General features: G+C 73.3%; 20 protein-coding genes and 1 pseudogene. 7 read left to right on the forward strand and 14 right to left on the reverse strand.

Annotated features, from left to right (window positions below; all coding sequences use genetic code 11):
- Window positions 1–53 precede the first annotated feature (53 nt).
- Window positions 54–721: pseudogene (locus tag AB0I49_RS15305) on the forward strand (O-methyltransferase).
- 162 nt (window positions 722–883) lie between these two features.
- On the opposite strand, the gene AB0I49_RS15310 reads toward AB0I49_RS15305, so the two are convergent.
- A complete protein-coding gene (locus AB0I49_RS15310; RefSeq protein ID WP_003966491.1) occupies window positions 884–1,051 on the reverse strand; it encodes a DUF3117 domain-containing protein in 168 nt (55 codons plus the stop codon).
- 326 nt (window positions 1,052–1,377) lie between these two features.
- Here AB0I49_RS15310 and AB0I49_RS15315 point away from each other — a divergent pair, with 326 nt between their 5' ends.
- Complete coding sequence (locus tag AB0I49_RS15315; RefSeq protein WP_363227415.1) at window positions 1,378–2,178, forward strand: enoyl-CoA hydratase-related protein; 801 nt, start codon at window positions 1,378–1,380, stop codon at window positions 2,176–2,178.
- A 33-nt stretch (window positions 2,179–2,211) separates the two neighbouring features.
- Here the strand turns inward: AB0I49_RS15315 and AB0I49_RS15320 are convergent, their stop codons facing one another.
- Window positions 2,212–2,814: a DNA-3-methyladenine glycosylase I gene (locus tag AB0I49_RS15320; protein WP_363227416.1), complete on the reverse strand. Its 603-nt coding sequence runs from the start codon at window positions 2,812–2,814 to the stop codon at window positions 2,212–2,214.
- Complete coding sequence (locus AB0I49_RS15325; protein WP_363227417.1) at window positions 2,811–3,233, reverse strand: DivIVA domain-containing protein; 423 nt, start codon at window positions 3,231–3,233, stop codon at window positions 2,811–2,813. Before AB0I49_RS15325 ends, AB0I49_RS15320 begins: the two co-directional genes overlap by 4 nt.
- A gap of 202 nt (window positions 3,234–3,435) precedes the next feature.
- Between AB0I49_RS15325 and folP the strand changes: the two genes are divergently transcribed.
- Window positions 3,436–4,296: a dihydropteroate synthase gene (folP, locus tag AB0I49_RS15330; RefSeq protein ID WP_363227418.1), complete on the forward strand. Its 861-nt coding sequence runs from the start codon at window positions 3,436–3,438 to the stop codon at window positions 4,294–4,296.
- A gap of 110 nt (window positions 4,297–4,406) precedes the next feature.
- On the opposite strand, the gene AB0I49_RS15335 is transcribed toward folP, so the two are convergent.
- Together AB0I49_RS15335 and dapE are read right to left on the reverse strand one after the other, a co-directional pair.
- Window positions 4,407–5,156: a TIGR00730 family Rossman fold protein gene (locus AB0I49_RS15335; protein WP_363227419.1), complete on the reverse strand. Its 750-nt coding sequence runs from the start codon at window positions 5,154–5,156 to the stop codon at window positions 4,407–4,409.
- Between the two features lie 87 nt (window positions 5,157–5,243).
- Window positions 5,244–6,314 carry a succinyl-diaminopimelate desuccinylase gene (gene dapE / locus AB0I49_RS15340; RefSeq protein WP_363227420.1) on the reverse strand — a complete coding sequence of 357 codons (1,071 nt, stop codon included), beginning with the start codon at window positions 6,312–6,314 and terminating at the stop codon, window positions 5,244–5,246.
- 109 nt (window positions 6,315–6,423) lie between these two features.
- On the opposite strand from dapE, the gene AB0I49_RS15345 reads away from it, so the two are divergent.
- The gene (locus AB0I49_RS15345) at window positions 6,424–7,314 is read left to right on the forward strand and encodes a hypothetical protein (protein WP_363227421.1); all 891 of its coding nucleotides are present in this window, start codon (window positions 6,424–6,426) and stop codon (window positions 7,312–7,314) included.
- A 290-nt stretch (window positions 7,315–7,604) separates the two neighbouring features.
- Window positions 7,605–8,003: an ATP-binding protein gene (locus AB0I49_RS15350; RefSeq protein ID WP_363227422.1), complete on the forward strand. Its 399-nt coding sequence runs from the start codon at window positions 7,605–7,607 to the stop codon at window positions 8,001–8,003.
- Between the two features lie 202 nt (window positions 8,004–8,205).
- On the opposite strand, the gene dapC is transcribed toward AB0I49_RS15350, so the two are convergent.
- Window positions 8,206–9,303 (reverse strand): succinyldiaminopimelate transaminase, encoded by a 1,098-nt coding sequence (dapC, locus tag AB0I49_RS15355; protein WP_363227423.1) that lies wholly within the window; start codon window positions 9,301–9,303, stop codon window positions 8,206–8,208.
- A 92-nt stretch (window positions 9,304–9,395) separates the two neighbouring features.
- On the reverse strand, window positions 9,396–9,716 hold the full coding sequence (gene fdxA, locus AB0I49_RS15360; protein ID WP_363128911.1) for a ferredoxin: 321 nt from the start codon (window positions 9,714–9,716) through the stop codon (window positions 9,396–9,398).
- A 114-nt stretch (window positions 9,717–9,830) separates the two neighbouring features.
- On the opposite strand from fdxA, the gene AB0I49_RS15365 reads away from it, so the two are divergent.
- Both AB0I49_RS15365 and AB0I49_RS15370 read left to right on the forward strand, forming a co-directional pair.
- On the forward strand, window positions 9,831–10,832 hold the full coding sequence (locus AB0I49_RS15365) for a GNAT family N-acetyltransferase (protein ID WP_363227424.1): 1,002 nt from the start codon (window positions 9,831–9,833) through the stop codon (window positions 10,830–10,832).
- Between the two features lie 41 nt (window positions 10,833–10,873).
- Window positions 10,874–11,719 (forward strand): transglutaminase-like domain-containing protein, encoded by an 846-nt coding sequence (locus AB0I49_RS15370; RefSeq protein ID WP_363227425.1) that lies wholly within the window; start codon window positions 10,874–10,876, stop codon window positions 11,717–11,719.
- An 18-nt stretch (window positions 11,720–11,737) separates the two neighbouring features.
- Here AB0I49_RS15370 and AB0I49_RS15375 read toward each other — a convergent pair whose 3' ends face one another.
- The 7 genes from AB0I49_RS15375 to AB0I49_RS15405 all read right to left on the reverse strand — a co-directional run bounded on the left by AB0I49_RS15375 (window position 11,738) and on the right by AB0I49_RS15405 (window position 19,877).
- Window positions 11,738–12,919 carry a PP2C family protein-serine/threonine phosphatase gene (locus AB0I49_RS15375; protein WP_363227426.1) on the reverse strand — a complete coding sequence of 394 codons (1,182 nt, stop codon included), beginning with the start codon at window positions 12,917–12,919 and terminating at the stop codon, window positions 11,738–11,740.
- Between the two features lie 114 nt (window positions 12,920–13,033).
- Complete coding sequence (locus AB0I49_RS15380) at window positions 13,034–13,672, reverse strand: response regulator transcription factor (protein WP_363227427.1); 639 nt, start codon at window positions 13,670–13,672, stop codon at window positions 13,034–13,036.
- 60 nt (window positions 13,673–13,732) lie between these two features.
- A complete protein-coding gene (locus AB0I49_RS15385) occupies window positions 13,733–14,995 on the reverse strand; it encodes a sensor histidine kinase (RefSeq protein ID WP_363227428.1) in 1,263 nt (420 codons plus the stop codon).
- A 35-nt stretch (window positions 14,996–15,030) separates the two neighbouring features.
- Complete coding sequence (locus AB0I49_RS15390) at window positions 15,031–15,774, reverse strand: ABC transporter permease (RefSeq protein WP_363227429.1); 744 nt, start codon at window positions 15,772–15,774, stop codon at window positions 15,031–15,033.
- Entirely contained in the window at window positions 15,771–16,727 is a 957-nt protein-coding gene (locus AB0I49_RS15395) for an ABC transporter ATP-binding protein (RefSeq protein ID WP_363227430.1), read from the reverse strand. Before AB0I49_RS15395 ends, AB0I49_RS15390 begins: the two co-directional genes overlap by 4 nt.
- A 142-nt stretch (window positions 16,728–16,869) precedes the next feature.
- Complete coding sequence (locus AB0I49_RS15400; RefSeq protein ID WP_363227431.1) at window positions 16,870–19,170, reverse strand: hypothetical protein; 2,301 nt, start codon at window positions 19,168–19,170, stop codon at window positions 16,870–16,872.
- A 338-nt stretch (window positions 19,171–19,508) separates the two neighbouring features.
- A complete protein-coding gene (locus tag AB0I49_RS15405; RefSeq protein ID WP_363227479.1) occupies window positions 19,509–19,877 on the reverse strand; it encodes a DUF6113 family protein in 369 nt (122 codons plus the stop codon).
- Window positions 19,878–19,937: the final 60 nt, after the last annotated feature.

Here is a 19,937-nt window from a genome sequence, read left to right on the forward strand (position 1 = left end):
ACCAACGCCCGGTCCCATCTGCGGGTTCCCGTGGGCAGCGGATACAGTCACGGTTGCGTGGACTACGGGGACAGAGGAGAGGGCCATTACCGGCAACCGGCAGACGAGCTGGGCATTCGCGGATGCGTTCGTCGCCGAGGACGAGGTGTTGCGCTGGGCCCGTGACCGGGCCCGTGAGGCAGGTCTCCACTCGGTGTCGTCCGGCACCGGCGCCGCGCTGCGCCTGCTCGCCGCCACGGTGGACGCCAAGGCCGTCGCCGAAATCGGCACCGGCACCGGGGTGTCCGGCATCCACCTGCTGCACGGCATGCGCCCGGACGGCGTGCTGACGACCGTGGACAGCGAGCCGGAGCGGCAGCAGTTCGCCCGCGAGGCGTTCCGGGCCGCGGGGTTCGCGGGCAACCGGGCCCGGTTCATCCCCGGCCGCGCCCTGGAGGTCCTGCCCCGCCTCGCGGACGGCGGCTACGACCTGGTGTTCTGCGACGGTGACCGGCTGGAGTGCCTCGACTACCTCGCCGAATCGTTGCGGCTGCTGAGACCCGGCGGGCTGGTCTGCTTCGAGGGCGTGTTCGCCGACGGCCGCACCGTGGACTCCGCCGCCCAGCCCGCCGAGGTACAGCGGCTGCGGGAACTGCTGCGGGCCGTACGCGAGTCGACGGCCCTGCTGCCGTCGCTGCTGCCGGTGGGCGACGGCCTGCTGTGCGCGGTCAAACGCCCCTGAATCGGCCGTCGGCCCCGTCATCGGCCCAGCCGTGGGAATTCGGACAATCCAGCAAAGGGCACTCGGGAAGCGTCTGCCGTAAGGCGGCGGAAATGCCACTGCCCCGCCGCTCGGTTCGCACCGGAACGGCAGGGCAGCGCAGAAAAACGCGGGCCAAATGTGTCAGCCGACGACCTTCTTCAGGGCATCCCCGAGGGCGTCCGCCTCGTCCGGTGTCAGCTCGACGACAAGCCGACCGCCGCCTTCGAGCGGAACGCGCATGACGATGCCCCGCCCCTCCTTGGTCACCTCGAGCGGGCCGTCGCCCGTCCGCGGCTTCATGGCCGCCATGCTCGTTCCCCTTCCTGAAACCAGCTCATCGCAGCCGACAACCCAGGTGTCACCGGCATCGAACACATTGCTTCAAGGCCATTATCCCGCATCGAACGACCCGATGACCAACATCGGTCGGCATCCCTTCTGCAACGCGCTCGCGCAAAACCACCCAATTCGGCGATCCGGCTGCGATACTGCGCCGCCATCGCAAGGGTGGCCCTGCCCGATTCTTTGACGCAGGTCACATGTCCACGCCCGGCGATCTCCGGCATGCTGAGCGCTGCGCGCCGCCGCCACGGGCTTCGGCGGCACGTACCGAGCCCCGACGGAAGGGATGCACCATGGCCGACACCGTGCTCTACGAGGTGACCGACGGACTCGCGACGATCACCTTGAACCGCCCCGACGCCATGAACGCGCTGAACACGGAGGCGAAGGTCGCGCTCCGCGACAGCGTGCGGCAGGCCGCGGCGGACCCGGCGGTCCGGGCCGTGCTGCTGACCGCCACCGGGCGCGCCTTCTGCGTGGGCCAGGACCTCAAGGAGCACATCGGGCTGCTGAACGAGGACAGCGAGCGCGGCGAGCGCCGCACGATGAGCACCGTGCGCGAGCACTACAACCCCATCGTCACCGCGCTCGCCGGAATGCCGAAGCCGGTCGTGGCCGGGGTCAACGGCGTCGCGGCGGGGGCGGGGGCGGGGTTCGCGCTCGCCGCCGACTACCGGGTCGTCGCGGACACCGCCTCCTTCAACACTTCCTTCGCCGGGGTCGCGCTCACCGCCGACTCGGGCGTCTCCTGGACCCTGCCGCGCCTCATCGGCCACGGCCGCGCCGCCGACCTGCTGCTCTTCCCGCGCAACGTCCCCGCCCAGGAGGCGTACGAGCTGGGGATCGCCAATAAGGTCGTGCCCGCCGCCGAGTTGGCCGCCGAGGCCGAGGCCGTGGCGCGCCGGCTCGCCGAGGGCCCGACCGCCGCCTACGCGGCGATCAAGGAGTCGCTGGCCTTCGCCGCCGGCCACGGCCTCGCCGAGACGCTGGAGAAGGAGGACGAGCTCCAGACGCGCGCGGGGGCCTCCGAGGACCACGGCATCGCGGTCGCGGCCTTCGTGAAGAAGGAGAAGCCCGAGTATCTGGGCCGCTGACGCCGGAAGTGGCCCGGGACGGGGACCGGAAGCTCAGTGAGCCCTCTCCACCGCCTCGCGGACGTGGCAGACCGCCAGGTGGTCGTTGACGAGGCCGCACGCCTGCATGAGGGCGTACGCGGTCGTGGGGCCGACGAAGCGGAAGCCGCGCTTCTTGAGGTCCTTGGCCAGTGCCGTCGACTCCGGTGTGATCGGCGGCACGTCGGCGACGGTGCGCGGGGCCGGGCGGCCGGCCCGCTCGGGCGCGTACGACCAGATCAGCGCGTCGAGCTCGCCGGCCGGCAGCTCCGCCGCGACCTTGGCGTTGTTGATCGTGGCCGCGATCTTGGCGCGGTTGCGGATGATGCCGGCGTCCGTGAGCAGCCGCTCCGCGTCCGCGTCCGTGAAGGCCGCGACCTTCTCGATCCGGAAGTCCGCGAACGCGGCCCGGAACCCCTCCCGGCGGCGCAGGATCGTGATCCAGGACAGCCCCGATTGGAACGCCTCCAGGCACATCCGCTCGTACAGCGCGTCGTCGCCGTGCACCGGGCGGCCCCACTCCGTGTCGTGGTACGCGCGGTAGTCGGCCATCGACTCGGACTCCATCCCCCAGGGGCAGCGCGGCACTCCGTCCGGCCCGTACGCCACGCCGCTCATGACGCGGCCCCCTGATCCGGTGCGCCCGGCGCGCCGGGCGCGCCCGGTTCGTCCGGCCGGTCGGGCTCGGCGGGGCCGGGCCGCTCGCCCTTGAGCAGCTCCGGGCCGCCGACCGCGGCGGCCTGCGCGCCCGCGAGCGCTGCCTCCAGCTCGGCGATCCGCGCGTCGCGCTCGGTCAGCTCGGCCGCGAGCCGGTCGAGGGCGTCGTCGGCCTCCGCCATGCGGTAGCCGCGGAGCCCGATCGGCAGCCGCAGCGACTCGACGTCGGTGCGGTGCAGCGGCCGGTCCTCCGGCAGCGGATCGCCGATCCGGTCCGGCTCGGCCTCGCTCAGCGCGCCGCCGTCGCCGTCGCCGCCCGCGACGGCGAGCGTGACCGCGCCCACCACCACGACCAGCGCGATGAGAAAGAACCAGAACACGACCATCTCCCCGCAGTGCGCCCGCGACCCAGCGGCCGGCGCCTCATCGACCGGCCCGGCGTATGTCTTCCGTCCGTCCCGATCGTGCCATGCCGCACTGACAACGGTCCCCCACGTGCGACAGGACGGCCCCGCCGGGCCGGAAGGGGCCGGGGCCGGAGGGTTAAGGTCGCTGCCGGACCACGTGAGAGGGAGTTACGGAATGCTGCGGCTGGGACGGCGCGAGTTCGGCGAACACGAACCCGTGATCATGGCGATCGTGAACCGGACTCCCGATTCCTTCTACGACCAGGGCGCCACCTTCAGCGACGGCCCGGCGCTGGAACGCGTCGAGCGGGCGGTGTCGGAGGGCGCCGCCATCATCGACATCGGCGGGGTCAAGGCCGGCCCCGGCGACGAGGTGAGCGCCGCGGAGGAGGTGCGGCGCACGGTGGGCTTCGTGGCCGAGGTGCGCAAGCTCCATCCGGACGTGGTGATCAGCGTCGACACCTGGCGGCACGAGGTCGGCGAGGCGGTCTGCGAGGCGGGCGCGGATCTGCTCAACGACGCGTGGGGCGGGGTGGATCCGGCGCTGGCCGAGGTCGCGGCGCGCCATGGCGCGGGGCTGGTGTGCACGCACGCGGGCGGCGCCGAGCCCCGGACGCGGCCGCACCGGATCACGTACGAGGACGTGATGGCGGACATCCTGCGGGTGACGCTCCGGCTGGCCGAGCGCGCCGTGGAGCTGGGCGTGCGGCGCGACGCGATCATGATCGATCCGGGGCACGACTTCGGCAAGAACACCCGGCACTCGCTGGAGGCGACCCGGCGGCTCGGGGAGATGGCCGAGACGGGCTGGCCCGTGCTCGTATCGCTGTCGAACAAGGACTTCGTCGGCGAGACGCTCGACCGGCCGGTCAAGGAGCGGCTGATCGGAACGCTCGCGACGACGGCGGTCTCGGCGTGGCTCGGCGCCCAGGTCTACCGGGTGCACGAGGTCGCCGAGACGCGGCAGGTGCTGGACATGGTGGCCTCCATCGCGGGCCACCGGGCCCCGGCGGTGGCCCGCCGGGGCCTCGCCTAGCCGGGCCCCGCCCAGCCGAGGCCCGCCGACGGGACTCGCCGGCGGGCCGACGGGGCGGGGCGGCCCCGGCCGTATGCCCCGCCGGCCCGCCCCGCGACCCGCGACCGGATTCAGGGCCCCGCTTCCTTCGTGACCAGGGCGATGGCCTCGTCGATGTCGTCCGTGATGTGGAAGAGCTCCAGGTCCCGCTCCGCCGCCTTGCCCTGGGCGATCAGCGTGTGGGTGACCCAGTCGACCAGTCCCTGCCAGTACTCCGTGCCGAAGAGCACGATCGGGAAGCGGGTGACCTTCTTCGTCTGCACGAGGGTGAGCGCCTCGAAGAGCTCGTCCAGGGTGCCCAGCCCGCCGGGCAGCACGACGAAGCCGCTGGCGTACTTCACAAACATCGTTTTTCGGACGAAGAAGTACCGAAAATCGACGCCGATATTCACATACGGGTTGAGCCCCTGCTCGAAGGGCAACTCGATGCCCAGGCCCACGGAGACGCCGCCGGCCTCCGTCGCCCCCTTGTTCGCCGCTTCCATCGCGCCCGGCCCGCCGCCGGTGATCACCGCGAAGCCGGCCTCCACCAGCCCGCGCCCGATCTGCACCCCGGCCTCGTACTCCGCCGAGTCCTTCGGCGTACGGGCCGAGCCGAAGACGCTGATGGCGGGCGGCAGTTCGGCGAGCGCGCCGAAGCCCTCCACGAACTCGGACTGGATGCGCATGACCCGGAACGGGTCCTCGTGCACCCAGTCCGTCGCCCCATGGGTGTCCAGCAGGTGCTGGTCGGTGGTCCCCGGCTGCATCTGGTCCTTTCGGCGCACCACCGGTCCCCGGCGCTGTTCGTGCTGTGCGCGCGCCCCTTCGGGGTTCCCCATACTGTGCTCCCTCTGCTGCGGATCTGTGCAGTTCAGGGTAGGCCCACCGGGGTTTCGCGCAGGGACACTTCGGCGAGCGGGGGTGCTTCAGCGCGTCAGCCAGGCGCGCAGCCGCTCCTCTGCCTCCAGCACGGCCGCGGTCGCGACGTGTTCTTCGCGGGTGTGGGCCAGCTTCGGGTCGCCGGGGCCGTAGTTCACGGCGGGCACGCCGAGCGCGGAGAAGCGCGCGACGTCGGTCCAGCCGTCCTTGGCCGCGACCTCGGCGCCGACCGCCTCGACGAACGCCGCCGCGGCCGGGTGCGCGAGTCCGGGCAGCGCGCCGGGCGCGGTGTCGGTCAGGACGACGTCGAAGCCGTCGAAGACCTCCCGTACGTGCGCGAGGGCCGCGGCCTCGTCGCGGTCGGGCGCGAAGCGGAAGTTGACGATCACGGCGCAGGCGTCGGGGATGACGTTGCCCGCGTTGCCGCCTTCGATCTGCACGGCGTTGAGGCACTCGCGGTAGAGCAGGCCGTCGATCTCCGCGTGCCGCGCCTCGTACGCGGCGAGCCGGTCGAGGATCGGCGCGGCCTTGTGGATGGCGTTGTCGCCGAGCCAGTCGCGCGCGGAGTGGGCGCGCCTGCCGGTCGTCTCGACGCGGACCCGCAGGGTGCCCTTGCAGCCGCCCTCGACCTTGCCGTCGGTGGGCTCCAGCAGCACCGCGAAGTCGCCCGCCAGCCACTCGGGGTGGTGGTCGCCGAGCCGCTTCAGGCCGCTGAGCTCCGCCTCGACCTCCTCGTGGTCGTAGAAGACGAAGGTCACGTCGCGGTTGGGGTCCGGCAGCGTGGCGGCGACGCGCAGCTGCACGGCGACGCCGGACTTCATGTCGGAGGTGCCGCAGCCCCACAGCACGCCGTCGGCGTCGAGCCGCGAGGGCACGTTGTCGGCGATCGGCACGGTGTCGATGTGCCCGGCGAGCAGGACCCGCTCGGCGCGCCCCAGGTCCGTACGGGCCACGATCGCGTCGCCGTCGCGCTCGACGCTCAGGTGCGGCAGGGCGCGCAGCGCGTGCTCGACGGCGTCGGCGAGCGCCTTCTCGTCCCCGCTCACGGAGGGGAAGTCGACGAGCTGTGCGGTGAGCGCTGCGGCGTCGAGGGACAGGTCCAGTGCGGCGTGTTCCATGCGGCGACTCTAACCGGGCCCCGACGCTCCCCGCAGGCCCGCCCTAAAGCTGATATACGCCCTCATCGAGCACAGAAGATTCTTATGTCTCTCCAGTACCGTATGCGCCATGTCCCGCACCTCCCCCGCACCGCGGGGCCGTCTGCTGCGCCTCGCCGCCGCCTGCGCCGTGCTGCTGGCGCTGATCGGCTATCTGATCGCCCACTTCATGACGGCCGGTCCGGGGGCGCCGCGGTGCACCGCGGCGTCCGGCGGCAAAGATTTCTCGCTCGACCCGGAGCAGGCCGCGAACGCCGCCACCATCGAGGCCGTCGGCTCCGCGCGCCGGCTGCCGGAGCGGGCGGTGACGATCGCGCTGGCCACCGCGATGCAGGAGTCGGGGCTGCGCAACATCAAGCACGGGGACCGGGATTCGGTCGGCCTCTTCCAGCAGCGGCCGTCCCAGGGCTGGGGCACGGCCCGGCAGATCACGGACCCGGTGTACTCGGCGGGGAAGTTCTACGACGACCTCGTCGATGTGGACGGGTACGAACGGCTGCCGCTGACCGTGGCGGCGCAGGCGGTGCAGCACAGCGCCTTCCCCGAGGCGTACGAGAAGCACGCGGCGGACGCGACGTTGCTGGCCGCGGCGCTCACCGGCCGGCCGGCCGCGTCCTTCACCTGCACGACCAGCCCCTCCGACGGCCGGCCGGGCTCCGCGACGGCGGTGCGGGCGAAGCTGCGGACCGACTTCGGGACGGGGCTGCGGCCGGTCCTGGGGGCCGGGTCCGGCCGGGCCGCGCACACGGTCACGGTGCCGGTGAAGGGCGGCGGCGCGTCGGGCGAATCGCAGCGCCGGGGGCTGGAGTTGGCGCGGTGGGCGGTGGCGCACGCGGAGGAGCTGCGGATCGCGAGCGTCTCCTTCGGCGGCCGGGAGTGGACGTCGGCGCATTCCGGCGACGGCTGGCGGAAGTCCGCCGACGCCTCCGTCACGGATGTACGAATCGCCACCGCGCAATAGTGCGCGGGGTCCCTCGAAGGCGGTATGCGCGGCACCGCCGAATGAGGTGCGCAACCCGTCGCGGTGACGCGTACTCAATCGAGTCAACTCCCTTGCACATCAAGGGGCGTGACGTTTCTTCCGCCATTCCCGGGCCACCGATTTCGCCCGGTTTTCGGCAGAGCCGATAATGCGATGCATTGCCCATTCTTTACCTTGGGCCACCGCAACCTTCCGGGGCCTCACGCGGTAGTCACTGCGTCCGATCGCCGGACAGCAAGCGTCCTTACCTCTCCCGTCGAAGGAGCAACATGTCTCTCCCCCTCACGCGTCGGATCGCCCGAGCCGCGCTCCTGGTCGCGGCGGCAGCTCCCGTGATCGGCGCGGCCGGAGCCGCGAGCGCGGCGCCCCTGCCGAGCACCCCGGCCCTGGGCGGGCTGTCCACCATCGACGGCGCCAACCTCGGCAACGCGGTGGACGGCGCCTCGCAGAAGGCGACCAACGTGGCGGGCGACGCCGGCAGCAAGGCCGTGAAGAAGGCCGTACCGGCCGCGGGCAAGGTCGTCGGCAAGGCCGGCAAGACCGCCCTCCCGGCCGCGCAGAAGGCCACGGGCGACGCCGGCGGCCTCCTCGGCAGCGCCGCCAAGGGCGCGACCGAGGGCGGCCTGCCCACCGGCTCGCTGCCGAAGGGCCTGCCGCTGGGCGGCTGACCGACCGTCTGAGGCCGGGCGCGACCGCGCGCACCGAGGCCGCACAGCCGAAGGGGCCCGAGGAGCATCCGCTCCTCGGGCCCCTTCGTGCGCGTGAAACGGGGGCGCCCACGCGCGCGTACCGGCCGAAAACCGAAACGGCCCTCCCTGAGGGGCGCTCGAGAAGGCCCCGCGCGCACCGTCCGGGCCGGCCGTCGAGCCGCTACTCCGTCAGCCGCCGTACCGCCGCGTCCACGCGTTCGTCCGTGGCCGTCAGGGCGACGCGCACGAACCGCTCGCCCGCCGTGCCGTAGAAGTCGCCCGGCGCGACGAGGATGCCGCGCTTGGAGAGGTCGCCGACCGTGTCCCAGCACGGCTCGTCCCGCGTCGCCCACAGGTACAGCGACGCCTCGCTGTGCTCGATGCGGAACCCGGCGGCCTCGAAGGCCGCCCGCAGCACGGTCCGCCGGCGCGCGTAGCGGGCGCGCTGCTCGTCCACGTGCGCGCGGTCGCCGAGCGCCACCACGGTGGCCGCCTGCACGGGCGCGGAGACCATCATTCCGCCGTGCTTGCGGATCTGGAGCAGCTCGCCGAGCACGGCCGGGTCGCCGGCCGCGAACGCGGCGCGGTAGCCCGCCAGGTTGGAGCGCTTGGAGAGCGAGTGGACGGCGACGACGCCCTCGTACGAGCCGCCGCAGACGTCCGGGTGCAGCACGGAGACCGGGTCGGCCTCCCAGCCCAGCTCGATGTAGCACTCGTCGCTGAAGATCAGCACGCCGTGCTCGCGGGCCCACGCCAACGTGCGCCGCAGCTCCTCCGCGCTCAGCACCCGACCGGTCGGGTTCGAGGGCGAGTTGAGCCACAGCAGCTTGAGACCGGCCGGGTCCAGCTCCCACGGGTCGTCGTAGACGACGGGCTCGGCGCCGGCCAGCCGCGCGCCGACCTCGTACGTCGGGTAGGCGAGACGCGGGTAGGCCACCTTGTCGCCCGCGCCGAGCCCGAGCTGGGTCGGGAGCCAGGCCACCAGCTCCTTCGAACCCACCACCGGCAGCACGTTGGCGTGCGTCAGATCCCGCGCCCCGAGCCGCTCCGCGCACCAGCCCGTGAGCGCGTCGCGCAGCGCGGCCGTACCCCACACCGTCGGATAGCCGGGGCTGTCGGCCGCGTCGGAGAGCGCGCGCCGGACCACCGCGGGCACGGGGTCCACGGGCGTGCCGACCGAGAGGTCGACGATGCCGTCGGCATGGCCGGCGGCCGTCGCCTTGTACGGTTCGAGCCGGTCCCACGGGAAGGCGGGAAGCCGGTCGGAGACTGCGCCCACGGTGCTCACTTTCCTCACGTCGTACTCACAACGCCTCGGTCCCGCGCGGCGGGCATGCCGTGCGGGACCGGGGCGGCGCGCTTCGTACCCGCTTACTGGTTCTGCGGGTCCAGCGCGGCGATGAAGGGGTGGTCGCGCTCGATCAGGCCGAGCTTCGAGGCGCCACCGGGCGAGCCGAGCTCGTCGAAGAACTCGACGTTCGCCTTGTAGTAGTCCTTCCACTCCTCAGGAGTGTCGTCCTCATAGAAGATTGCCTCGACCGGGCAGACCGGTTCGCAGGCGCCACAGTCGACGCATTCGTCCGGGTGGATGTACAAGGACCGGGAGCCCTCGTAGATGCAGTCGACGGGGCACTCCTCGATGCACGCCTTGTCCTTCACGTCGACACAAGGCTGCGCGATGACGTAGGTCACGCTGTCGTTCCTCCTCGGTAGGGCGTATCTCGCGCGGGAGCGCGGCGTCGTCGATGCCCGCACCTAGTATCTCCGTTCCCGGGCAAGAGACGCACAAGAGGGGTGGAGAGAGCTGTGGAATTCACCACGGGCGGACGGTTCGAGGTTCGGATCACCCCTGCTGATGTGGGGAAAAGGGTATCGGTGCGGCGCGTCATCGACACCAGCGGGATGGCGGAGAAATTCACCGACACTGTTGGCGTTCTCACATCATGGGCGGATGGTGTGCTGCGGATCACACGAAGATCCGGCGAAACCATCCCTGTGGAGGAAGCGACGCTGGTCGCGGGCAAGGTCGTGCCGCCGACACCCGCCCGGCGGCGCGTCCCCGCCACGAACGCCGAGGAGCTCGACCGGGTCGCCGCCCGCGCCTGGCCCCCGGTGGAGAGCGAGTTCCTGGGCGGCTGGCAGCTGCGCGCGGCGGCCGGTTTCACCCGGCGCGCCAACTCGGTGCTGCCGCTGGGCGACCCCGGAATGCCGCTGGAAGCGGCGCTGCGCCGGACCGCCCAGTGGTACGCGGCGCGAGGGCTGCCCCCGTACGTACAAGTCAGCGAGGGCACGGTCGGCGCCGGACGACGGCTGGCGGACGCGCTGACGGAGCACGGCTGGCGCCCGGAGGGGTCCGCGCTCATACGGATCGGGGCGCTCGCGCCCCTCGCGGACACCGGGGCGGACCTCTCGTCCGCGGTCCTCGCGCGGACCCCCGGCGGGGACTGGCTGCGGCGGTACGGGCGGCTCAGCCGGCACGGGCCCGAGGCGGCCCGGGTGCTGGGCGGCGGCCCGTCCGTCTGGTTCGCGACGGTGCCGGGGGAGGCCGGCGAGCCGCCCGCCGCGATCGGGCGGTGCGTGGTGGACGGCCGCTGGGCGGGGTTCACCGCCATCGAGGTCGATCCGGCGCGCCGGCGCCGCGGGCTGGCCTCGACAGTGCTGGCGGCGCTCGCGGACAAGGCGCTGGGCGAGGGGGCCTCGGCGGCGTATCTCCAGGTGGAGGAGGAGAATGAGGGGGCGCACGCGCTGTACGACCGGCTGGGCTTCATCACCCACCACCGCTACGACCACTGGCGTGGCCCCGTATAGGAGTGTGCGGGTCCACCGCCCCGAGTGGGTACGAGGCACATATGTACGAGACCACCGGCCGACGGCAGCGGTTCGCGGAGGCGGCGCGCGAGAAGCGCCCCGACCTCGCGCTGCTCTGCCTGCTCCTCGCCGCCGAGGCCGATGACGGGCTGGACGAGTCCGGCATCGACGCCGCGCAGATCGAACTCGACCGGCTGGCCGGGCAGCTGCCCGCACTGGCCTCCGCCCGGCTGCGCCCGGAACCGGCGAGATGGGCGCGCGCGCTGGCCGAGCTGCTCGGCGAGCGCCACGGCTTCCAGGGCGGCCCCGCCGACTACCGCAGGCTGGAGTCCTCGCTCCTGCACGAGGTGCTGCGCAGGCGGCGCGGGCTGCCGATCCTGCTGTCCGTGGTGTGGCTGGAGGTGGCGCGGCGGGCGGGCGCCCCGGTGTACGGGGTGGCGCTGCCCGGCCACTTCGTCATCGGGTTCGGCGATCCGTACGGGCCGCACGCGCTGGCCGACCCGTTCGAGGGCGGGCGGCCGCTCTCCGACGACGACGCGGGGCTGCTCGTCGCGGGCGCGACGGGCGCGCCGCTCTCCCCCGCCATGCTCTCCCCGGCGGAGCCGCTGGAGATCGTGCAGCGCATCCTGAACAACATCCGGGCCTGGGCCACGGCCCGCCCGGAGCGGAGCGACGTGCAGCTGTGGGCCGTCGAGCTGACGCTGCTGCTGCCCAGCCACCCGGCCCGGCTCCGCTACGAGCACGCCCAGCTGCTCGTACAGCGCGGGGACTTCACGGGCGGCGCCCGCGAGATGGAGGAGTACGCGGAGGTGATCGCGGCCATGGAGCCGAGCGCCGCCGAGTCCGTACGGCGGCAGGCGCGCTCGGCGCGGGCGATGCTGAACTGAGCCCGTCGGACCTACGGGTCAGGCGGCCTGGGCCTCCTCCGAGGCGGCCACGCGGGGCACCTCCACGGCGCGCGGCGCGTCGGCGAGGCGCCGGCCGGCCTCGGCGCGCCGCACCACCAGCACCGCCGCGTCGTCCCGCAGCTCGCCGCCGGTGTACGCGTCCAGATCGGCGCGGAGCGCGCGGGCGAGGTCGGCCGGGCTCAGGTGCGTCCAGCCGGCCAGCCGCTCGCGCAGCGGGTAGAACTCCCCGGCCGCGTCGCGCGCCTCGGTCACCCCGTCCGTGCACAGGACCATCCAGTCGTCCGCGTGCTGCGCCATGTCCGCGGCCCGGCGCGGCCGGCCGGTGAGCCCGCCGAGCCCCAGCGGCAGCCCGGCGTCCAGCGGCAGCCGCTCCTCCACCTGGTCGCCGCGGACCACGTAGTAGGGGATGTGGCCGCAGGAGAGCGCCCGTCCCTCGCCCGGCCCCGTCATCTCCAGCAGCAGCGCGGTGACGAAGCGCTCGTCGGCGCCGGTGCGGGAGAACGCGTCGTTGTGGCGGACGAGCGCCGCCTCCAGGTGCTCGGCGACGTCCTCCAGATTCCGTTCGTGGTACGCGGCCTCGCGGAAGGAGGTGAGCACGGCGTGCGCCGCGCCGATCGCGGGCATGCCCTTGCCCTGCACGTCGCCGATGACGATCCGCAGGCCGTACGGGCTCTCGACGGCCTCGTAGATGTCGCCGCCGACCCGCGCGCCCTCCTGGGCGGAGTTGTAGAAACCGGCCACGCACAGCGACCCGGCGTCGATGGGCAGGTCGCGCAGCAGGGTCCGCTGCACGGCGTCGGCGACCATGCGGGTGCGGTCGTAGACGGCCTCGCGCTCCATGAGGGCCCGCGAGAGCGACATGGCGCAGAGGCCGATGAGCAGCCCCGCGAAGAAGGCGACGAGGGTGCTGGCGGTGGACCACTCCGGCGCGACCACGCAGTACACCGCCGTCTGGGCGACGGTGTACACGGCAGCGACGAGGACGGTGCCGCGGTAGGAGCAGCGGCGCGCGGCGAGGAGCGGGGCGACGCCGGCGAACATGATCACGCGCAGCTGGGGGCCGGTGAGCGCGTCGGCCACGGCCAGCGCCACGATCGAGACGACCAGAACCGCGGCGACGAGTCGCCCGCCGTCAGGCGAATGCTTACGGAGCATGGCGGCGGCGGATTCCTTCCTCATAGGAGCGGGCTACGGGCGAGCGGCCGGACTCGCACAGGCGACTCCAGTATCGAGTGTCCCGTGCCGCGTCGGCGGCACGTAGGGGCATAAGTCCTCACCGATCCCCTCACACCCCTACAGCCAGCCCTTGTCGCGGGCGATGCGGACGGCCTCGGCGCGGTTGCGGGCGGTGGTCTTCTGGATGGCCGTGGACAGGTAGTTGCGGACCGTGCCGGGCGACAGGCTCAGGGCCGCGGCGAGCTCCGCGTTGGTCGAGCCGTCGGCGCAGGCGCGCAGGACGTCCTGTTCCCGGTCGGTGAGCGGGTTCGCGCCGTCGGTGAGCGCCGCGACCGCCAGCGTGGGGTCGATCACCCGCTCGCCGCGCAGCACGCGGCGCAGGGCGTCGGCGAGCTGCGCCGCGGGCGCGTCCTTGACGAGGAACGCCTCGGCGCCGGACTCCATGGCCCGGCGCAGATAGCCGGGCCGTCCGAAGGTCGTGAGGATGACCACCTTGACGGCGGGCAGCTCGCGCCGGAGCAGCACCGCCGCGTCGAGCCCGGACAGGCCGGGCATCTCGATGTCGAGCAGCGCCACGTCGGGGCGATGCGCCCGCGCGGCGTCCAGCACCTCGTCGCCGCGCGCCACCTGGACGGCGACCTCGATGTCCCCCTCCAGCCCCAGGAGCGCGGCCAGCGCTTCCCGCACCATCGACTGGTCCTCCGCGAGGAGGATTCTTATGCGTCTGGTGGGCGGCGCGCTGCCGGGGTCGGTCATGACCGCAAGCGTAGCCAGCGGCCCGGCCGCCCCCTTCCCGTCAGCTGCCGAGCCGCGTGGTCAGGGCCCCACCTCCAGGTCCGGAGCGACGGGGGCGACACTCCGTGACAGCGGTACGGACGCCCGCAGCACGAAGCCGCCGCGCTCCCCCGCCCCCGTCTCCAGCCGCCCGTCGGCCAGCTGGAGCCGTTCCGAGAGGCCCGTCAGCCCGTTCCCGTACTCGCCCTCGGGGCCCCGGCCGTCGTCCGCGACAGTGAGCCGCAGCTCGTCGCCGCGCTCCTCCAGCGTCACCGTGCAGGTCCGCGCGCCGCTGTGCCGCACCACGTTGGTGACGGCCTCGCGCAGCGCCCAGGCCAGCGCGCCCTCCTCGTCCAGGGGCAGATCGGGGTGGCCGGTCGCGATGCGGGACAAGTCGCCGTTGACGCCGGCGGCGGCCAGGGCGGTACGGGCGCCCGCCACCTCGGCCTCCAGGGTGGGGCGGCGGAAACCGCTCACCGCCTCCCGTACGTCCACGAGCGCCTGCCGGCTGACCCGCTCGATGTCCGCGACCTGCTGGGCGGCGTTCTCGGGGCTGGCCGGGAGCATCCGCCCGGCCAGCTCGCTCTTGAGGGTGATCAGGGAGAGCGAATGGCCGAGGAGGTCGTGCAGGTCGCGGGCGAGCCGCAGGCGCTCCTCGTTGGCGGCGAGATGGGCGACGGTGGCGCGGGCCTCGCGCAGCGCCCGGGTCGTACGGACCATCTGGCGCACCCCGGTCATCGCGAAGCCGCCGAGGAAGGAGGGGATCAGCAGGGCCGCCAGCAGGGTGCCGGCGTTGCCCTCCATCGTCATCCCCACGCCGGACAGCACGGCGGTGACGAGCGGGATCGCGATCCGGGCCCCCCGCAACGGCAGCACCGCGCCGCAGGCCACGGAGACGTAGACGCAGAGCACCAGCCAGGGCGGGCCGAGCGTCAGCGCCAGCACGACCCCGAGCGCCATCAGGGAGCCCAGCGCCACGAGGACGCGGACGCCGCGCAGGGGGCGGATGGTGTGGCGGAAGACGAGGACGAGATAGCAGCAGACGAACGCGGCCAGCCCGGCCCAGCCGAGCACCGTGCCGAGCAGGCCGTGGTGGCCGTCGAGCAGATCGGAGACCGGCGCGGCCATGTAGGCCAGCCAGATGCCGATCCACAGCAGCTTGATGACCGCCTGCCGGCCGCTCTCGGGCTCCTGGCCGATGGCGAGTCCCTGGCTGGTCTCCTCGTCCTCGACCGTCAGGTACCACCACAGGCTGCCGCGCTCCGGCAGGCCGTCCGAACCGCCCCGCTCGCCCCGTCTGCTCATCGTCTCTCGCGCCCTCTCCTTCGGCCGTCAGGTTCTCAGGCCTTGCGGGTGTCCTTGCGGTACAGCCAGGCGGCGGCGCCGGCGAAGAGCACAAGATAGACGACGAGCAGGACGATGTCCTTGGTGTGCGGCGCGTCGCCCAGCTCGATGGCCTGGCCGAGCCCGGCGTACGCGTGGGTGGGCATCCATTCGGCGATGTTCTGCAGCCACTGCGGGAACGTCGCGGTCGGCATCCACAGGCCGCCGAGGACCGACAGACCGAAGTAGACGATCATCGTGATGGGGCGTACCGCGTCGCCGATGGCGACGTAGCCGATGGCCACGCCCAGGGCCGCGAAGACGATGCTGCCCGCCCAGATCGCGACGGTCAGCGCGATCCACTGCCAGGCCGCGTCCAGCCGCACGCCCTTGACCGCGACGGCCACCAGGAAGACCACGATGATCGACGGGAGGGTCACCACGGCGGCCGAGGCGATCTTCGCGGCCACGTAGCCGCGGCCGGGCAGCGAGGTCAGCCGCAGCTGCCGCACCCAGCCCTTCTCGCGCTCCTTGGCGATCCGCTCGCTGTTGCCCATGAGGACGGCGGTCAGCGCGCCGAAGGAGGCCATGGACACCATGAAGAGCACCGGCAGCGACAGGTGGGTGTCGCCGATCGTCTCCGAGGTCTTCGCGCCGCCCGCGATCAGCAGATAGAGCGCCGAGGGGTACAGCACCGAGAAGAACATGAACTTCTTGTTCCGCAGGGTGCGCTTGATCTCCAGCTTGACCAGGGTGTTCATCGGTTGCCGCCCTCCTCGGCGGTCGCGGCGTCGGTGATCGCTATGAATGCCTGCTCCAGGCCGAGCCCGGCGACCTCAAGGTTGCGCGGGTACAGCCCGAGCCCGTAGACCGCGTGCACGGTCGCGTCGGCGTCGTGCGACTGGATGCGGACCGTACGGCCGGAGACCTCCACGGCCGACAGGCAGGGCAGCCCGCGCAGCGCCGTCTCGTCGATGGGGCCCTCCAGGTCGAAGACGATGCGCCGCGCGCCCGCCTTCGCCTTGATCTCGGCCGCGGAGCCGTCCGCGAGGACCCGGCCCCGGTGCAGCACGATCACCCGGTCCGCGATGGCGTCGGCCTCTTCGAGGTAGTGCGTGGCGAACAGGACCGTACGGCCGGCCTGCGCCTGCTCCCGCATCGCACCCCAGAACGCCTGACGTACCGTCACATCCATGCCGGTCGTCGGCTCGTCGAGCACGATCAGGTCATTGGGGCCGGCCGTCGCGAGCGCGAACCGCACCCGCTGCTCCTGGCCGCCCGAGAGCTTGTTGACCATCCGGTCGGCGATCTCGGTGATGCCCGCGGCCTCCATCACCTGCCGCGCCGAGTACGCGCGCGGGTGCAGGTCGCACGCGAGCTGCACGATCTCGCGGACCTTCACGTCCTCCATCAGGCCGCCGCTCTGGAGCATCGCGCCGACCTTGCCCCGCACGATGGCCTGCTGCGGCGAGGTGCCGAAGACCTCGACGGTGCCGGAGTCCGCGTTGCGCAGCCCGAGCAGCAGGTCGAGGGTCGAGGACTTGCCCGCGCCGTTGGGGCCGAGCAGCGCCACGGTCTCGCCCGGAAAGAGCTGGAAGTCCAGGTCGCTGACGGCGCGGACGCTGCCGTAGCTCTTGTTCACATTGCCGAAGCTGACCACGGGAGCGCCGGTGCGGCGCTCGTCCCCCGTGAGTTCGATCGCTGAAGTGGTCATACGGACAACCTTCGCGGACCCGGGCGGCGCGCGGCAGTGTCAGCGGTCGTGAGCTCGGGATGACAGATGTCATGGGTCGCGCCATGACCGAGCCCCCGCACCGGGGGTGCGGGGGCTCTCGGGCGCGTGCGCCGCGGCCTGGTCAGGAACCGTTGACCGGGATGACGCCGACGCGCTCGGTGGACGTCTTGCCCAGCAGCGCCTTGTCGAGGGCCTTCGCGACGTCCTGCGGCGTGACCGGGCCCTTGGAGCCGTCGCCGTGCTGGACCAGGACGCCCTGGAACGTCGTCCCGTACAGCTGCTGGAGCACGGACAGGTCGTAGCTCGGGGCCAGGTGCCCGTTCTGCGCCTTGACCGAGAGGAACTTCGGCAGCGACAGCCCCGGGCTGAACTGGATGCTGTGCGCGGGGTCGGTCCGGATGGTGACGAGACCGGACATCGCGGGCTCCGCGAAGTCCTTCATCACCCGGTCGACCTCGGCGTTGCTGATCGCCGGCTGCCGGCTGGTGCTGGGCAGCGCCGTGACCTTGTCCTGGCCGGTGGTCGCCCGCTGCCGGTAGGCCTCGGTCACGGCCGCGATGGCCTTCTTGGTGTCCAGGCCCTGGTGCGCCTTGCCGTAGACCGGCACGGCCTTGCCCGCCTCGAACTTGATCGTGCCGTCCTTGGCCCCCGCCGAGCTGCCGGCCAGCGTGTCGAGGGCGGAGGCCATCTTCTCGTCGTCCGCGACGATCTCAGGCTCGGCCTGCCGGGCCCCGCCGAACAGCGAGCCGATGACGGTGACCGGGTTGTACTCCCGGCCCGCCAGGCCCCGCACGGTCGCCTGGGTGTCGACCGTCAGCCCCGCGACGGACGGCTTGAGCTCGCCCTGCTTGCCGCCGACCGACACCTTGAGAGGCGCGGTCTTGCGGTTGCCCAGCGCCTTGTCGAGCTTCTGGACCGCGGCTTCCTTCGTGGAGCCGCCGATGTCGACGCCGAGGACGGTGGTGCCGGCCGGTACGTCCGAGTGGTCGAGCAGCAGGCCCGCGCCGTACGCGATGCCGACGAGGGCCACGAGCCCGCCGCCGAGCAGCACGATCTTGGAGCGGCCCTTCTTCTGCTTCTTCGCCGTCTTCGGCGCGGCCTTCGCGGCGGCCGGGGCGGGCGCCGGCGCACCGGTCTTGGGCGCCGGGACAGCGACGCGCGGCGCGCCGCTGTCCACCGCGCCCGCGCCGCCCTTGCCGGGGGCGGCCTGTCCGGGCGCGCCGGAGACCTGGCCGTCGGCCATCGCCGCCGCCGGGAAGAGCGGCTTGGCGCGGTCCTCGGAAGGCGGTACGACCGGGATGCCGCTGACGAGGGTGTCGCTGGACGTGCGGTCGGCCGAGGCGCTGGCCGCGCCGGGCGCCGGGTTCTTCGCGCCGAACGGCGGCTTCCCCTCCTGCCCGAAGGGGGCCTGCGGGGTCAACCGCGCGGTGTCGTCGGAGCGCGCGGGCGCGCTGCCGCCGGGGCCCGAGCCGGGGCCCGTACCGGCGGCGTCCGCGCCCGGACGCGGACCGAAGGCGTCGGAACCGGAACCGGAACCGAAGGGGGAAGCGGAGCCCGTCCCCGGACCGGCGCCCGGACCGTTGCCCGCACCCGCGCCGAAGCCCGCGCCGGGACCGCCGGAGCCCGCCCCCGAACCGAAGGCCGGACCCGTGCCCGTACCAGGACCGCCGGAACCCGGACCCGCGCCGAAGCCCGGACCCGCGGCGGGACCGCCGGAGTCACGGCCCGCGCCGAAACCGGAACCGGAACCGGAGCCCGCGCCCGGACCCGCGCCGGGCCCGCGGCCCGCGTCCGGGCCGGAGCCGAAGGCCGGACCGGTGCCGGTGCCGCCGGCGCCGGGGAAACCGTTCGGCGGCTGTACGCGCGGAGAGCCGGCCGCGGGGGTGTCCGTACGGGCCGGGGGCCCGTCAGGGGAGAAGGGGAGGTCGGAGCGGCCGCCGCCCATGCCCGGAGCCTGGAACTCCTGGGTGGTCTCGGCCGCGGCGGCCGGCCGCGGGGTCGCGCCCGTCGTCGAAGAGCCCGAAGCTCCGGCGGACGAGGCGGGCTTGCGCGGCGCGAACCAGTCGCTGGTCTTCTCCTTCTGTCCCGAGGCCTTTCCGGGGGTCTGCCCCGTGCCCTGCCCCGGAGTCCCCGGCGCACCCGACGGCGCGCCGTTGCGCATCGGGTCGGGCTCCGGGCGCGGCCGCGGCGCGGCCGGCGGCACGGCGGAGGCCGGCGCTCCGGGCGCGCCCGGAGCGCCTTGCCGGGGGTGGCCGCCCGTACGCTCGCCGTCCCCGCCGGAACCGGCGCCGGTCTGGGTCGGGTCGTCCGCGACCGGCGTGCGCATCACGACCGGCGGAATGGGCCGCGAGCCCGGAATGTTGATCCGAATCCGGGTGGTCAGCGTGGTCTCGGTCTTCGGCTCCTCCGGCTTGGGTGCCACGGTCGGTTCCTCTGCGCCTGCGCCGACTTCGTCCTGCGTGGGATGCAGCGACGGATACTGGCGGGCTCCGTACGGCGGGGTCCCCGACGGGTACGCGGTGCCACCGCGCCCCTGGGACCCAGAGGACGAACTGTCAGATTCACGGCTCAATGCAGGTTCTCCCAGTTAGCTCCGCCGCCCGTCATGACCTCGTGCGGGCGGCTCGGCGGCGCGCACCACCATACTGGCCGCCGCACACGCGCACTTGACGTCCGGCGGGCGGCCGTCGCGAGCGGGGGTCGGGTACGGGGCTCGACGGACCGATCTCCGCAATCGGACGTCAAGCGGAAAACGTCACGTCACTTACCAAGTCGGGCTGCCGATCTGTCCGGTTGCGCCGCTTTCGGGAGCGTGGCACACATCACAGCCGCGAACATCCCGCCGAGCAGGAAAACATAGGTGCCGAGCCCCGCCCCGAAGAGGAAGTCCCCCTCCGGCCGGGTCGCGGTCAGCAGCAGCACGACGATGAGCCAGCCCGCGCCGGGCGCGGCCCCGCCGATCCTGCTGCCGGTCGCCTTCACCCCGCCGTAGCACAGGGCCGCCAGGCCCAGCAGGGCGAGCAGCAGCCCGCCGGGGAACCAGCCGGCCTGTACGAGCGAGCCCGCGATCCCGACCAGCGCGCCGAGCACGAGCAGGCCGAGGAGCGCGGCGATCCGGCCCGCGGTCATCGGCCTGGCCAGGCCCGTGCCGAAGACCGCGCGGGCGGCCTCGGCCGAGGCCCCGGCGGA

The sequence above is a fragment of the Streptomyces sp. NPDC050617 genome (assembly GCF_040654795.1).
GTDB lineage: Bacteria > Actinomycetota > Actinomycetes > Streptomycetales > Streptomycetaceae > Streptomyces.

Excerpts from the sequence above, each read along its gene's own strand:
- dapE (WP_363227420.1), bottom strand. The coding sequence starts at position 6,314 with ATGGAACACGCCGCACTGGACCTGTCCCTCGACGCCGCAGCGCTCACC.
- AB0I49_RS15395 (WP_363227430.1), bottom strand. The coding sequence starts at position 16,727 with ATGACCACTTCAGCGATCGAACTCACGGGGGACGAGCGCCGCACCGGC.
- AB0I49_RS15375 (WP_363227426.1), bottom strand. The coding sequence starts at position 12,919 with ATGAGGAAGGAATCCGCCGCCGCCATGCTCCGTAAGCATTCGCCTGAC.
- AB0I49_RS15310 (WP_003966491.1), bottom strand. The coding sequence starts at position 1,051 with ATGGCGGCCATGAAGCCGCGGACGGGCGACGGCCCGCTCGAGGTGACC.
- AB0I49_RS15405 (WP_363227479.1), bottom strand. The coding sequence starts at position 19,877 with ATGACCGCGGGCCGGATCGCCGCGCTCCTCGGCCTGCTCGTGCTCGGC.
- AB0I49_RS15390 (WP_363227429.1), bottom strand. The coding sequence starts at position 15,774 with ATGAACACCCTGGTCAAGCTGGAGATCAAGCGCACCCTGCGGAACAAG.
- AB0I49_RS15380 (WP_363227427.1), bottom strand. The coding sequence starts at position 13,672 with ATGACCGACCCCGGCAGCGCGCCGCCCACCAGACGCATAAGAATCCTC.
- AB0I49_RS15350 (WP_363227422.1), top strand. The coding sequence starts at position 7,605 with ATGTCTCTCCCCCTCACGCGTCGGATCGCCCGAGCCGCGCTCCTGGTC.
- AB0I49_RS15345 (WP_363227421.1), top strand. The coding sequence starts at position 6,424 with ATGTCCCGCACCTCCCCCGCACCGCGGGGCCGTCTGCTGCGCCTCGCC.
- AB0I49_RS15320 (WP_363227416.1), bottom strand. The coding sequence starts at position 2,814 with ATGAGCGGCGTGGCGTACGGGCCGGACGGAGTGCCGCGCTGCCCCTGG.
- folP (WP_363227418.1), top strand. The coding sequence starts at position 3,436 with ATGCTGCGGCTGGGACGGCGCGAGTTCGGCGAACACGAACCCGTGATC.
- AB0I49_RS15335 (WP_363227419.1), bottom strand. The coding sequence starts at position 5,156 with ATGGGGAACCCCGAAGGGGCGCGCGCACAGCACGAACAGCGCCGGGGA.
- AB0I49_RS15385 (WP_363227428.1), bottom strand. The coding sequence starts at position 14,995 with ATGAGCAGACGGGGCGAGCGGGGCGGTTCGGACGGCCTGCCGGAGCGC.
- AB0I49_RS15370 (WP_363227425.1), top strand. The coding sequence starts at position 10,874 with ATGTACGAGACCACCGGCCGACGGCAGCGGTTCGCGGAGGCGGCGCGC.
- AB0I49_RS15315 (WP_363227415.1), top strand. The coding sequence starts at position 1,378 with ATGGCCGACACCGTGCTCTACGAGGTGACCGACGGACTCGCGACGATC.